Source organism: Neisseria maigaei (assembly GCF_958267405.1).
GTDB classification, from domain to species: Bacteria; Pseudomonadota; Gammaproteobacteria; order Burkholderiales; family Neisseriaceae; genus Neisseria; species Neisseria bergeri.
This window is the reverse complement of sequence record NZ_CATQFT010000009.1, coordinates 1-13,228: the sequence shown is the minus strand read 5'-3', so window position 1 is coordinate 13,228 and position 13,228 is coordinate 1. Positions and strand designations below refer to the sequence as shown.

Below are 13,228 nucleotides of genomic sequence, written 5' to 3'. Positions count from 1 at the left end.
TTGGCGGTTTTGCAAAAATCAAGCCAAGGCTTTTACTTTTGCAGACAGGCGGCTTTTGTGGCGTGCCGCTTTGTTTTTGTGGAACACGCCCTTGTCGGCGATGCGGTCGATGACTTTGACGGACTCTTGGTAAACCGCTTGTGCGGCAGCTTTATCGCCTGCTTCGACTGCTTTCAATACTTTTTTCACTGCGGTGCGGAATGCGGTACGCAGGCTAGCGTTGTGGGCGCGTTGTTTGACGGACTGGCGGGCACGTTTGCGTGCTTGTGCGCTGTTTGCCATATTGGAATCTCCTGAAAGAAAAATAAATTCTGTAAACGTGCAATTTTAAAGGGGGTTTACATTATATGCAAGCCTTTTCTCTCTATCCGCCCGTCGGACACCCTGACAACGCAAAAAAACGGCAAAATCGGGCGGCCGTTTTCCTCCCCTTTTAGAAACAGGATAATTTTTTAGGAAAATCAGTCCAATATCGCTTTGAGTTTGCACAAATTTACTTTACAATGCCCAAACCTTGCGCCGGGGTAACGATGGGGCGCGGGGATTTCTTTTTTTTCCAACCTCTTTCATCAGGAATCTGCCCGTATGAAAAAATCCGTATTAGCCGTTTTGGCCGCGCTGTCTCTGGCAGCCTGCGGCGGCAGCGAAAAAAACGCCGTGCAACCTCAAGCAGACGCTGCGTCTGCTGCCAATGCCGAAGCCGCTGCCACCGATACTCTGAACATCTACAACTGGTCGAACTATGTTGACGAGAGTACGGTCGAAGACTTTAAAAAAGCCAACAATCTGAAGCTGACTTACGACTTGTACGAAAACAACGAAACGCTGGAAGCCAAAATGCTGACCGGCAAATCCGGTTACGATTTGGTTGTGCCGGGCATCGCCTTCCTGCCGCGCCAAATCGAGGCGGGCGCGTATCAAAAAGTCAACAAAGACCTGATTCCCAACTATAAAAACATCGATCCCGAACTCTTGAAAATGCTGGAAACCGCCGACCCGGGCAACCAGTATGCCGTCCCCTATTTCTCCGGCGTGAACACGATTGCGATTACGGCGAAAGGCAAAGAGCTTTTGGGCGGCAAGCTGCCCGAAAACGGCTGGGATTTGCTGTTCAAACCCGAATACACCCACAAGCTGAAATCCTGCGGCATCGCCCTGTGGGACACCCCGAGCGAAATGTTCCCGATTTTGCTGAACTACTTGGGCAAAGACCCCAAAGGCTCGAATCCTGAAGATTTGAAGGCGGCGGCGGAAGTGTTGAAGTCTATCCGTCCGGATGTCAAACGTTTCAGCCCGTCCATCATCGACGAGCTGGCGCGCGGCGACATCTGCCTGGCGGCAGGCAACGGCGGCGATTTGAACTTGGCGAAAGCACGTTCCGAAGAAGTGAAAAACAACGTCGGCATCGAAGTGCTGACACCAAAAGGTATGGGCTTCTGGATTGAGTCTTGGCTGATTCCCACCGATGCGAAAAACGTCGCCAATGCCCACAAATACATCAACTACACGCTCGACCCCGAAATCGCGGCGAAAAACGGCATCGCCGTAACCTTCGCCCCCGCCAGCAAACCGGCGCGCGAAAAAATGCCTGCCGAACTGGTGAACACCCGTTCCATCTTCCCGAACGAGCAGGATATGAAAGACGGTTTCGTGATGCCGCAAATGAGCGCGGATGCGAAAAAACTGTCAGTCAGCCTGTGGCAGAAAATCAAAGTCGGCACCAACTGATTTGAAGCATTAAAAATGCCGTCCGAACATCGTTCGGACGGCATTTTATATTGGATTCAAATAGAAAATATTTATACCGTTATGCCGGCGGCCGGAATTTCAGACTGCGGACATTTGTCAGGAAAAACAAAAAACCTTCCGCCGCCGCGCAGGCGAAAATCCGGTTCGTTGAAATTCGGTTGTTTTAAATAAATCCTCGCAGCTTTGATTTTCTGTTTTTCCGATAACGCCGTAACTTTGAAACGCGAAAGCGGGAATCCGGTCCGTTGGGATTTTGCAACTTCAAATCAATCCGCAAACTGAAATCCCGTCATTCCCACGAAAGTGGGAATCTAGAACACGTCCGCACAGAAACCTACATCCCGTCATTCCCGCGCAGGCGGGAATCTAGAACGTAAAATCTAAAGAAACCGTTTTATCCGATAAGTTTCCGCACCGACAAACTTAGATTCCCGCCTGCGCGGGAATGACGAAATTTCAGCGAGCCGTAGGGTGGGCTGTAGGGTGGGCTTCAGCCCACCCTACAGCCAGCCCTACACCTGCCTTGCAGCCTGCCCTATGCCCACGCTGCACATCCTACGCCCGCCTTTTTCGCGGGAATGACGGGTTTCGAGATTACGGTATTGTAGGGGATGATGGGAAACGGTGGGAATTGTGTAAAAAATGCCGTCTGAAGCCTTTCAGACGGCATTTGCGGCGTTTGGACGTTTAAAACTTCATTTCCAAGCTAAATGTAGGGAATACACCAAAATCCCGTCATTCCCGCGCAGGCGGGAATCCGAACGCGTCCGCACGGAAACCTATATCCCGTCATTCCCACGAAAGTGGGAATCCAGTTTTTTGAGTTTCAGTCATTTCCGAGAAATTGCCTTAGCATTGAATGTCTAGATTCCCGCCTGCGCGGGAATGACGGGATTTGAGGTTTCTGTTTTTGATTTTCTGTTTTCGCGGGAATGACGGGTTTCGAGATTACAGTGTATCGAGAAGGATGGGAAACGGTGGGAGTTGTGTAAAAAATGCCGTCTGAAGCCTTTCAGACGGCATTTGCGGAGACGGGGCGTTTAATACGGCAGGGCGTTGCAGGTGCGTATGCGGATGGCGCGGACGGGGACGGTTTCCGTCCGTACCTGCCGCTACCCCAAAGACACCATTTCAATCTGCTCCATCGTCCTACCCAGAAAACGCTCGCCGATGGTTCTGAATTTCAAAGGAATATCGCTGACGTAAAAACGGTAGTCGGGATTGTTGTTGTCGGTATTGAGCAATCCTTCCTGAGCAAGGACGCGTGCGGTTTCTTCGGCAGTCGTAATTGCAGAATCAACCAACGCGACATTGCCCGCCTCCCTGCCGATTAAGGGCTTGAGCAAGGGAAAGTGCGTGCAGCCTAACACCAGCGTATCGATGCCGTCTGCAAGCAATGGTTTGAGGTATTCGCATACGGTCAGGCGGGTAACTTCGTGTTCCAACCAACCTTCCTCCACCAAAGGGACAAGCAGCGGCGCAGCCTGCGTGCGGACGAGCGTATCGGGGTTGTTCCTATGGATGGCGCGCGCATAGGCATTGCTGTTAACTGTCGTATTGGTGGCGATAATGCCGATTTTATTATTGCGCGTCGTTGCCAGCGCGGCTTTCGCGCCGGCGGAAATCACATCCAAAACCGGCATATTGCCCGTCTTTTGGCGGATTTTCTGCCCCGCCACCGCCGCAATCGTATTGCACGCGATAACCATCGCCTTAACATCGTGTTCCAGCAGAAAATCGACAATCTGCATCGAGAAATTTTCGATGGTCGCCTTAGATTTCGTCCCGTAAGGCACGCGCGCCGTGTCGCCGAAATAAATGATGTTCTCCATCGGCAGCCGCTCCATCAGTGCGCGCACATTGGTCAAACCGCCGATTCCCGAGTCAAAAACGCCGATGGGTCGCTGCCTGCCGATATTTTCCATCCTTTTTCCAATCTGTCCTAAACATACAATCCGCGTATTGTACACGCGCCGCTTTTTCTTGACAGCCATGCCGTCTGAAAGCAGAACGCGTATTTGGCTGTTATAATGCTCGGACAGGAAGCATCCGCCCCTCGGGTGCAAAATTTGCAAAACCTGCAAAACTGCCCATAATACCCCCAACCTTACAACAAACCGTTTCCATGTCTGATTTACCCTCCATCTCCCGATTCCTTGCCGATGAAGCCGCCACACTCGATTTGGGTGAAGCATGGTCTTCCCGTTTAAACGCACCCCTGGTCATTTATCTCGAGGGAGATTTAGGCGCGGGGAAAACCACACTGACACGCGGAATCCTGCGCGGACTCGGTCATCGGGGACCGGTCAAAAGCCCGACTTACGCCATCGTCGAATCCTATCCGCTGAAACCTTTTACCCTGCATCATTTCGACCTCTACCGTTTCACCACGCCCGAAGAATGGGAAGATGCCGGATTGGACGAACTGTTTGCCGCAAACAGCGTCTGCCTGATCGAATGGCCGCAACAGGGCGGGGAATTTACGCCGCCTGCCGACATCACCGCAACATTGACACACGGCGGCGACGGCAGAAAATGCCTGCTGACCGCCCATACCGAACGAGGACGCGAAAGCCTGCCGCTATGACCAAACTGACACGAAGACAAATCATCCGCCGTACCGCCGGCACACTGTTCGCCCTGACCCCTATCGCATCCGCCGTTGCCAAAACTGTGCGCGCACCACAATTCACTGCCGCACGGATATGGCCGTCGCACACCTACACCCGCCTGACGCTGGAAAGCACCGCCGCGCTCAAATACCAGCACTTCGCGCTCGACAACCCAAGCAGGCTGGTCGTCGATATACAAAACGCGAACATCAATACCGTATTGCACGGACTGTCTCAGAAGGTTATGGCGGACGATCCCTTTATCCGCAGCATACGCGCGGGTCAGAACACACCGACCACCGTCCGCCTCGTCATCGACCTGAAACAGCCCACCCACGCACAAGTCTTCGCGCTTCCGCCCGTCGGCGGCTTTAAAAACCGGCTCGTCGTCGACCTCTATCCGCACGGGATGGATGCCGACGATCCGATGATGGCGCTGCTTAACGGCAGCCTGAACAAAACCCTGCGCGGCTCTCCGGAAGCCGACCTCGCCCAAAACACCACGCCCCAACCCGGGCGCGGCAGAAACGGGCGCAGGCCCGTCATTATGATCGACCCCGGACACGGCGGCGAAGACCCCGGTGCCGTCAGCTCGGGCGGTTTGCAGGAAAAACACGTCGTCCTCTCCATCGCCCGCGAAACCAAAAAGCAATTGGAAGCCTTGGGTTACAACGTCTTTATGACGCGCAACGAAGACGTGTTCATCCCTTTGGGCGTGCGTGTCGCCAAAGGGCGCGCACGGCGGGCGGACGTATTTGTCTCCATCCACGCCGATGCCTTCACCAGCCCCTCCGCGCGCGGCACAGGGGTTTATATGTTGAACACCAAAGGCGCAACCAGCTCCGCCGCCAAATTTTTGGAACAGACGCAAAACAATGCCGACGCGGTCGGCGGCGTACCGACCAGCGGCAACCGCAACGTCGATACCGCCCTGCTCGATATGACCCAAACCGCCACGCTGCGCGACAGCCGCAAACTCGGCAAACTGGTGCTTGAAGAATTGGGCAGGCTCAACCATCTGCACAAAGGCAGGGTGGACGAAGCCAATTTCGCCGTTTTGCGCGCGCCCGATATGCCGTCTATCTTGGTCGAAACCGCCTTCCTGTCCAACCCTGCCGAAGAGAAGCTGCTGGGCAGCGAATCCTTCCGCAGGCAGTGCGCCCAATCCATTGCCTCAGGTGTCCAACGCTACATCAACACTTCCGTATTGAAGCGGGGTTGATTCCGAAAAATAAATGCCGTCTGAACATTTTTCAGACGGCATTTTTGTACACTTTCCTCAACGGTTCGATCCCTGCACCATATCAATCAGAAACAGGCGGCAGTCGATGTTGCCGTTGTAAAGCGGGATTTTACGTTTTGGCGACAGGCGCATGAATTTGGGCATTTCCCTGTCGCCGGTAAACATGCTAACCCGCCAGCCGGCATAGTGTTTTTTCAACCACGTCCCCAGTTGCGGATAAAGTGCCTGCAAAGCGCGGACTTCCTCAAGGCGCACGCCGTAGGGCGGATTGGACACCATAATGCCGTTTTCGCCGTTCGGCCGGACGGACTGCGCGTCGGCAACGCTGAAGGAAACGATGTCGTCCACCCCGGCACTGCGTGCGTTGTCCAATGCCGTCTGAACGATGCGGCGGTCGTTGTCGCTGCCCGAAATCGGGGCGCGGACGGGGCGGGTTTGCGCTTCGGCGCGGCGGCGCAAATCTGTCCACAGCGTTTTATCGAAATTTTGCAGTTTCTCAAAACCGAAGCGGCGCATCATACCCGGCGCGCGGCGGGCGGCAATCCAAGCGGCTTCGATAGCAATCGTGCCGCTGCCGCAAAACGGATCTTGAAACGGCTGCGTGCCGTCGTAGCCTGCCGAGAGCAGCAGTCCGGCGGCAAGGTTTTCGCGCAGCGGTGCTTCGCCGGTATCCAGGCGGTAGCCGCGTTTGAACAGGGCTTCGCCCGAAGTGTCGATGAAGATTTCGACATTGCGTTCGTTCAAAAAGGCGTGGATGCGGACATCGGGCGCGGCTTTGTCCACGCTCGGACGTGCGTCGTAAATGTCGCGGAAAGCGTCGCAGACGGCATCTTTGACGGTCAAACCGACAAATTGGATGCTCTTAACGTTGGCACGCTTTGCCTCGACTGTGACTTTGAACGTCTGCTGCAAGGTAAACCAGTTGAACCAGTTGATGTTTTTGGCAAGTTTGTAGATGTCGCGCTCATTGCGGTATGTGCCTTTGGTCAGACGCAGCAGGATACGGCTGGCGGTGCGCGAGTGCAGGTTGGCGGCGTAGGCCTGTTCCAATCCGCCCCGGCAGGAAACGCCGCCGTCAAACGCTTGAACATCGGTACAGCCGAGGCTTCCGAGTTCTTGAGATAAAACGGTTTCCAAGCCGCGCGGGCAGGTGGCGAAAAGTGTATATAAAGTATTCATAGCGTGTCCTTTCCGGACGGATGTTCCGGCAATGGCGGATTGAAAGGTTTATTCGGCGGTAAATGCCGTCTGAAATGTCCGACTGCCGATTGTAATGTCCGCCGTAAAATCGCGCCTGCCTTCGACACAGACGGGCAGGCGGATGCGTACTGCCTGCCAAGTCCCCGACGGTTGCCGCTCGAACATATAGCGGTTGAAACCCATATCCATATTTTTCATACTGAAGCTGATGCTGACCTGTTCCGTGCCGGCAGGCGCGTGTTCGATATAAATATCAAACGGTTTTTTGGTTGAAACGGCGGCGGCGCGGACACGGCTTCCGTCCGGCAGCGTGCAACCTTCGGTCAAATCGCATTGCGCCGCCACGGCTTGCGGCTGCTGCGCCTGCCACCATTGCAACAAAACGAGCTTGAAGGCGGCAAAGGCAATCAGCAGCAATGCGGCAAGCAGTAATTTGCGGTTTTTAGCCATTTCCGTTCCCCATTTTTTCATCGGCCAACACGGCGTGTGCGCCCGCCGCCAGCCATTGCCCGCCGTAATGCGATGCCGTCTGAACGTCGGCGGCAACGACCAGCGGCACGGATACGCCGTGCTTCAACACTTCGTCCACCGCTGCGGCTTGTGCGGCATTACCGACCCGCCACACGACCACATCCGCGCCCTTTTCCTGCGCCTGCCGCCATTGTTCGCGGGTCTGCACCATCATCCACACGCTATCGGCGTGTTCGGGCCTGTCCTGCCATTGCGCCGCCTCCATCAAAACGTTCGCACCGCTTCCCTCTGCCGAACCCAAAGGCAGGACGCGGTACGCGCCCATACTGTTTTCACCGTGCAAACCCGTTTTCAGGCTGCCGTACAAACGGCGCGGGACGGACAGCGAACGCAAAAGCGCACCGTTGGCAGGCAGCATGGGGGCAACGGTAAAATCACCCGCCTTCTGCCAAGACCATTCCTGCCCTTCGCGGGATTGCGGTTCGCCCGTCCATTGGTCGGGGTTGACCCATAAGAATTTCAGGCAGACATGCGCGTGTTCGTAGGAATGGATTTTGGTCAGCCAAGGCGTGGCGGCGAGGATGCGGATGCCGAGTTCTTCTTCAAACTCGCGTTGCAAGGCTTGGAAGTCGGTTTCGCCCGCTTCGACCTTGCCACCGGCAAATTCCCAATATCCGGCATAGGGTTTACCTTCGGGGCGGGAACTGAGCAGGTAGTCGCCGTCTCGGTTGAGCAGGATGCCGGCAACGACGCGGATAAGGGGGCGGGTGTCTTGGATCATGGCGGGTATGCGGTTGGTCGGTCGGAGTGCAAATGAGGGACGGGCAATGCCGTCAACGGGTTTGCCGCATTTCAGACGGCATTATTTTTCGGCAACGACAAATGCCAATACGGTGTCTTCTTCGTCGCTCATGCTGAGGCTGACGCGGCTGATGCCTTGTTCCTCCAGCCATTTGGACAGGGCGGGGGCATAGAAAAATTCGGGTTTGCCCAATGTGTCGTGCCCGATACCGATGTTGCGGAAGGAAACCGCGCCGCGTATGCCCGTGCCGACGGCTTTGGCAAAGGCTTCTTTGGCGGCAAAGCGTTTGGCAAGGTAGTTGACGGGTTTGCCCGCCTGCGGAAATTCAAGCAGCTCTTCCGGAGTGAGGATGCGCCCGGCAAACGCCTGTCCGAATTTTTTGTTTAAGCGGATGATGCGCTTGAGGGAAACGATGTCTGTACCGATGCCGTAAATCATATTTGCGCTCCTTTGTCGTAAAATGCCGTCTGAAACGGTTTGCCTGCCCTTACGGCAGCAGCCTTGCCCTGAACATCGCCTCCTTCATTTGGCGCACGGCTTCGGGCAGTCCGAGGAAGAGGGCTTGGGCAATCAGCGAATGCCCGATGTTCAGCTCGCGGATGGCGAGGATTTGGGCGATGGGGGTAACGTTGTGTATGGTCAGTCCGTGTCCGGCGTTGACGACCAAGCCCAAATCGCCGGCGAAATGCGCGCCGTTTTGCAGACGCTCGAACTGCTTGAGTTGTTCGGCGTGGCTTTGTGCGTCGGCATACGCGCCGGTGTGCAGCTCGACAACGGGCGCACCGACATCATAGGCGGCTTGGATTTGCCTGTCGTCGGCATCGATAAACAAGGACACACGTATGCCCGCGTCGGTCAGGATTTTGGTGAATTCGGCGATTTTTTCCTGTTGCGCCAATACGTCCAAACCGCCTTCGGTCGTGATTTCCTGCCGTTTTTCCGGCACGATGCACACGTCTTCCGGCATCACTTTAAGCGCGTTTTCAAGCATTTCTTCGGTCAGTGCCATTTCAAGGTTCAGGCGCGTGCGGATGGCGTTTTTGACGGCGAACACGTCCGCGTCTTTAATGTGGCGGCGGTCTTCGCGCAGGTGCATGGTAATCAAATCCGCACCGTGTGTTTCCGCGACCAATGCCGCTTCCACAGGACTGGGATAGGTCGTGCCACGGGCATTGCGGACGGTGGCGATGTGATCGATGTTGACACCTAAAAGCATGATGTTTCCTTTCCTCTTCGATTTTTTATTTTGCAGCATACCGGTACGCTGCGTCGGCACCTATATTGCACGACGGTCAAACTGCCGTATCTGTTCCAACACCTGCCTCGACTTCACCCCTTCAGGAAGCAGGCTGCCTGTCAGCAGCCGTGTGATTTTCAGGGCATCCTGAAGGCTTTGCGCACTGCCGAAACTGCCCGTCTGCAAATCAATCAGGCTCTGCCCGTCGGCAATAATGACGGTTTCAGACGGCAAAACACATTCCCTGCCTACGGGCATGACTGCTTCTTCCGGTCTGATACAGTATCTGGCGGAGGACTGGATTTCCCTGCCCTCTCCGTCCGTATGCAAATCGGGGGCAACGCCCAAGGCATTGAGCAGCTTCCATTCGAAGCGGCGCAAATCGGCAATGTGGTCTACCTCGCAGCAGACTGCCTTCATCACTTCAGCCAATGCATCGTATAACTCAGGCATGGGATCTTCGCGCGCGGTCAGTTTTAAAACCAGCTCGTTCACATACAATCCGCCAAACAACGCCCTGCCCTGCGGCTGCCGCCAACCGCCGACCCATTCGGCGCGGTGAAGGGTTTTGAGTTCCTGACTGCCGTACCACGACACGCTGACAGGGACGAACGGAACCAATACGCCGCGCAGCTCGCTCTGCCGTTTGCGCGCGCTGCGCGCCAGCAAAGCCACACGCCCGTAACGGCGGCTGAATGCTTCAACCCACAGGCTGCTTTCGCGCCAAGGCGAAGATGCCAGCATAAAAACGGGTTCGTGGTTGACTCGGTATTCGGACATAATCGTTGGGGAAATGCCGTCTGAACGCTGCCGCAACTACAAAACGGCAGTCGGATACGAACCGATGATTTTGACGAACGAAGCGCGCCCGCCCAACTGTTTTAATGCCGTCTGAACCTTGTCATCCGTCCGGTGTCCCTCGATATCGATAAAGAACAGGTATTCCCACAAAACGGATTTGCTCGGACGGCTCTCAAACTTGGTCATGGAAATACCTGATTCGGTCAGGGGTTGCAGCAGCGAGGCAACCGCGCCTGCCCGGTTGGGTGCGGAAACGACCAGCGAGGTTTTGTCGCTGCCACCGGCACCGGTTTCATGATGACCCATAACCAGGAAGCGCGTGGTGTTGTTCGTCTCATCCTCAATACACTCGGCAACGGGGCTAAGTCCGTAGATTTCCGCCGCAGTACGCCCGGCAATGGCGGCAACCGTACCGTCTTCCGATTCAGCAACCAGCCGTGCGGCTTCGGCATTGCTGGAGACCGCCACCCTCTCGGCGTTGGGAAGGTGTCTGCCCAGCCAATCGTTGCACTGCGCCAACGCCTGTGCGTGCGAAAATACTTTGGTGATGCCTTCGGTACTGCTGCTGTTTTTACGCAGAAGGTTGTGGTGTATGCGCAAGACGACTTCGCCGCAAGCCTGCAATGCGGTAACGGCAAGCAGGTCTAACGTGCGGCCGACCGAGCCTTCGGTCGAATTTTCCACGGGTGCGACCAGATAATCCGCCTGACGCGTTTCAACCTGTTTGAAGCAGTCGTCTATGGTCGGACACGCCATAGTGTGTGCGGCATGACCGAAATGCTTAATCGCCGCCTGTTGGGTAAACGTACCCTGCGGTCCCAGATAGGCGATGGTCAGCGGGCGTTCTACGGCGAGGCACTCGCTCATCACTTCCCTGAACAGGCGGGCGACGGATTCGTCGGGCAGCGGGCCTTTGTTCAAATCCTGAATACGGCGCAACACGGCAACCTCGCGCTCCGGACGGTATACCGCGCCCGTACCTTTCAGTTCGCCGATGGCGTGTGCGTGTTGCGCGCGTTCGTTGAGCAGGCGCAGGATTTCCGCATCGATGGTGTCGATGGCGTTGCGGTGGGGAAGGAGGAGTTCGTCGATGTGGTGGGACATGATTTTGTCTGAATGGTGATTTATCGTGCATTCTAACATCAAATGCCGTCTGAAACGGTTTCAGACGGCATTTTCCGTTAAAGGTATTCGCTTTGCCCGTTTTCTTTCCACGCACGATGCGAGCAGAGCCACAGAAGCGCAATGCCGCAAGAGGTGGACGCGGTCATCGTTGCCGCCATCACGATTGCCGAACCGTCGTGCAAGAAGGTTGCCGCCATACCTACCCCCGCGCCGATTAAAGATTGGAATACACCCAATACGGCATTTGCGCTGCCGCCCTCTTCTTTGAAATAAGACATAAAGCATGCCTGCGTGTTCGCACCGACCAGACCCTGCGTACCGACTGAAAACATCACGCACGCAACCAGCAGCCAAAACGGGGGCAACCCGAAAAACAGCACGGCGGCGAGTTGGGACAAGTTGGCGGCAAACTGGACGACAATCCCCCACAGCAGGATGCTTTGCGGATGCGCGCCGGTTTTAAGCCGCCACGCGGTAATACGGTTGAAAAACATCATCGTGATGATGTTGAGCGCAAACGCCCAAGCGTATTGATGCGGCGTAACGCGGTAAAGCTGCTGGTACACGAAGGACGATTCGGTCAAAAAAGCAAACATCGAGCCGAAACTGAATGCTTGGAAAAACAGATACCCCATGGCGGCGCATGTTTTCAAAACACGTTTGAACCGCCCTGCCACCAGCCCGAACACATCCCTGCCGATTTTGCCGCCGGCGGCGGGTTTGGGCAGGAAATGCTGCACCAAACCGAGCAACACCAGCGAATAAGCCGCCAAGAAAACGAAAATCGCCTGCCAGCCGCCCAAGCCCTGCAATACCGCGCCGACCATGGGCGCGACAAGCGGCACAATCATCAGGATAATGCCGATGAGGGCGAACATCTGGGCGGCTTTCCGCCCTGAATAATAATCGCGCACCATCGCGCCGACGATGACCACAGTCATGCCTGCGCCGAACGCCTGTACCGCACGCAGGTTAAGGAGCTGTTCGGCACTCGAAACAAATACGATGGCGGCAACGGCAAGGCAATATACAATCAAACCGGTCAGGGCGACGGGTTTGCGCCCTTTGATGTCGGACACCGAACCGCCGACCACCTGCCCGAACGCCGTGCCGAACATAAACAAACTCAGGCTCTGTTCGATACGGTGGACATCCGCACCCAGCGACTGCGCCATTTCGGGAATCGCGGGCAGGTAGGCATCGATGGAAAACGGCATCAGCGCGACCAGCATCGCCATCAAAACCGCCATCAGTTTTTCGTTCATTTCAGGATAATGGGCAGAAGGCATAAATTCTCTCCGATTCGCAAACAAACCGCCCGGCGGCGGAAAACACAATACGCGGAAGCAGAAAATTTTAACACACCGGCACAAACAGGCGGCAACAAAAGCCCCCGGCAAAACCGGACGAACCGGAACGACAAAAAAGCCGAAAACAGGCAAAAATTTGAAAAATATTGTATAATGAAATGGGATTTCCCAACGGATTTCCCAACGGATTTCCCAACGGATTCCCTAACGGATTCCCTAACGGATTCCCCAACGGATTCCGATATTCAGAAAATTTTGAACATTTTTAGGAATCGAGAAATGAAAAAACTCCTTACTGCATTAACCGTGCTTGCCCTCCCCACTGCCGCATTTGCCGCCGACAACCAGCCGGGCGTTTATGTACAAGGTGACACGGGTCTTTCCTCCATCCGCTACGATGGCGAAACATCCAACAATTTCCTCCCTCGCGTTTCCGTCGGCTTCGATGCCGGCGATATGCGTATTGCCGCAGACTACTACCGCGTCCGCGACAAAATTGACGACACTACCGCCACACTCCAAGGCGCAGGCGTTGCCGTCATCAAAGACTTCAACACCAATTCCATCGTCAAACCTTATGCTGATGAATCCCCTAATGATTTTTATCAAAATCATTAAGTTAAGGTAGATACACATCTTGTCATATGATCAAATGGTTTCGCCAAAAATCAATAATCA

General features: G+C 55.2%; 15 protein-coding genes. 4 read left to right on the top strand and 11 right to left on the bottom strand.

Annotation, left to right across the window (positions count from 1 at the left end; genetic code table 11):
- Positions 1-18: 18 nt before the first annotated feature.
- The gene (rpsT, locus tag Q3O06_RS03900; RefSeq protein ID WP_002212556.1) at positions 19-282 is read right to left on the bottom strand and encodes a 30S ribosomal protein S20; all 264 of its coding nucleotides are present in this window, start codon (positions 280-282) and stop codon (positions 19-21) included.
- Positions 283-585: 303 nt separating this feature from the next.
- On the opposite strand from rpsT, the gene Q3O06_RS03895 reads away from it, so the two are divergent.
- Positions 586-1,728 carry an extracellular solute-binding protein gene (locus tag Q3O06_RS03895; protein ID WP_301817799.1) on the top strand — a complete coding sequence of 381 codons (1,143 nt, stop codon included), beginning with the start codon at positions 586-588 and terminating at the stop codon, positions 1,726-1,728.
- A gap of 556 nt (positions 1,729-2,284) precedes the next feature.
- Here the strand turns inward: Q3O06_RS03895 and Q3O06_RS03890 are convergent.
- The gene (locus Q3O06_RS03890; RefSeq protein WP_301005278.1) at positions 2,285-2,419 is read right to left on the bottom strand and encodes a hypothetical protein; all 135 of its coding nucleotides are present in this window, start codon (positions 2,417-2,419) and stop codon (positions 2,285-2,287) included.
- Positions 2,420-2,861: 442 nt separating this feature from the next.
- On the bottom strand, positions 2,862-3,674 hold the full coding sequence (gene murI / locus Q3O06_RS03885; RefSeq protein WP_002223465.1) for a glutamate racemase: 813 nt from the start codon (positions 3,672-3,674) through the stop codon (positions 2,862-2,864).
- A gap of 200 nt (positions 3,675-3,874) precedes the next feature.
- Between murI and tsaE the strand changes: the two genes are divergently transcribed.
- Both tsaE and Q3O06_RS03875 read left to right on the top strand, forming a co-directional pair.
- Complete coding sequence (tsaE, locus tag Q3O06_RS03880; protein WP_301817798.1) at positions 3,875-4,336, top strand: tRNA (adenosine(37)-N6)-threonylcarbamoyltransferase complex ATPase subunit type 1 TsaE; 462 nt, start codon at positions 3,875-3,877, stop codon at positions 4,334-4,336.
- Positions 4,333-5,583: an N-acetylmuramoyl-L-alanine amidase gene (locus Q3O06_RS03875; protein WP_301817797.1), complete on the top strand. Its 1,251-nt coding sequence runs from the start codon at positions 4,333-4,335 to the stop codon at positions 5,581-5,583. Before tsaE ends, Q3O06_RS03875 begins: the two co-directional genes overlap by 4 nt.
- 57 nt (positions 5,584-5,640) lie before the next feature.
- Here the strand turns inward: Q3O06_RS03875 and Q3O06_RS03870 are convergent, their stop codons facing one another.
- The 8 genes from Q3O06_RS03870 to Q3O06_RS03835 form a co-directional block, all read right to left on the bottom strand.
- A complete protein-coding gene (locus tag Q3O06_RS03870) occupies positions 5,641-6,783 on the bottom strand; it encodes a THUMP domain-containing class I SAM-dependent RNA methyltransferase (RefSeq protein ID WP_301817796.1) in 1,143 nt (380 codons plus the stop codon).
- Between the two features lie 48 nt (positions 6,784-6,831).
- Complete coding sequence (locus Q3O06_RS03865) at positions 6,832-7,254, bottom strand: hypothetical protein (protein WP_003754236.1); 423 nt, start codon at positions 7,252-7,254, stop codon at positions 6,832-6,834.
- Positions 7,247-8,056: an NUDIX domain-containing protein gene (locus Q3O06_RS03860; protein WP_301817795.1), complete on the bottom strand. Its 810-nt coding sequence runs from the start codon at positions 8,054-8,056 to the stop codon at positions 7,247-7,249. The genes Q3O06_RS03865 and Q3O06_RS03860 overlap by 8 nt, the downstream gene beginning before the upstream one ends.
- 81 nt (positions 8,057-8,137) lie before the next feature.
- A complete protein-coding gene (gene acpS / locus Q3O06_RS03855) occupies positions 8,138-8,515 on the bottom strand; it encodes a holo-ACP synthase (RefSeq protein ID WP_301817794.1) in 378 nt (125 codons plus the stop codon).
- Positions 8,516-8,564: 49 nt separating this feature from the next.
- Positions 8,565-9,293: a pyridoxine 5'-phosphate synthase gene (pdxJ, locus tag Q3O06_RS03850; RefSeq protein WP_301817793.1), complete on the bottom strand. Its 729-nt coding sequence runs from the start codon at positions 9,291-9,293 to the stop codon at positions 8,565-8,567.
- A gap of 60 nt (positions 9,294-9,353) precedes the next feature.
- The gene (gene recO / locus Q3O06_RS03845; RefSeq protein WP_301817792.1) at positions 9,354-10,094 is read right to left on the bottom strand and encodes a DNA repair protein RecO; all 741 of its coding nucleotides are present in this window, start codon (positions 10,092-10,094) and stop codon (positions 9,354-9,356) included.
- 36 nt (positions 10,095-10,130) lie between these two features.
- Positions 10,131-11,258, bottom strand: a complete 1,128-nt coding sequence (gene pheA / locus Q3O06_RS03840; protein WP_301817791.1) for a prephenate dehydratase — start codon at positions 11,256-11,258, stop codon at positions 10,131-10,133.
- Positions 11,259-11,296: 38 nt separating this feature from the next.
- Positions 11,297-12,529: a multidrug effflux MFS transporter gene (locus tag Q3O06_RS03835; protein ID WP_079887570.1), complete on the bottom strand. Its 1,233-nt coding sequence runs from the start codon at positions 12,527-12,529 to the stop codon at positions 11,297-11,299.
- Positions 12,530-12,829: 300 nt separating this feature from the next.
- Here Q3O06_RS03835 and Q3O06_RS03830 point away from each other — a divergent pair, with 300 nt between their 5' ends.
- Complete coding sequence (locus tag Q3O06_RS03830) at positions 12,830-13,168, top strand: opacity family porin (protein WP_301817790.1); 339 nt, start codon at positions 12,830-12,832, stop codon at positions 13,166-13,168.
- Positions 13,169-13,228 lie beyond the last annotated feature (60 nt).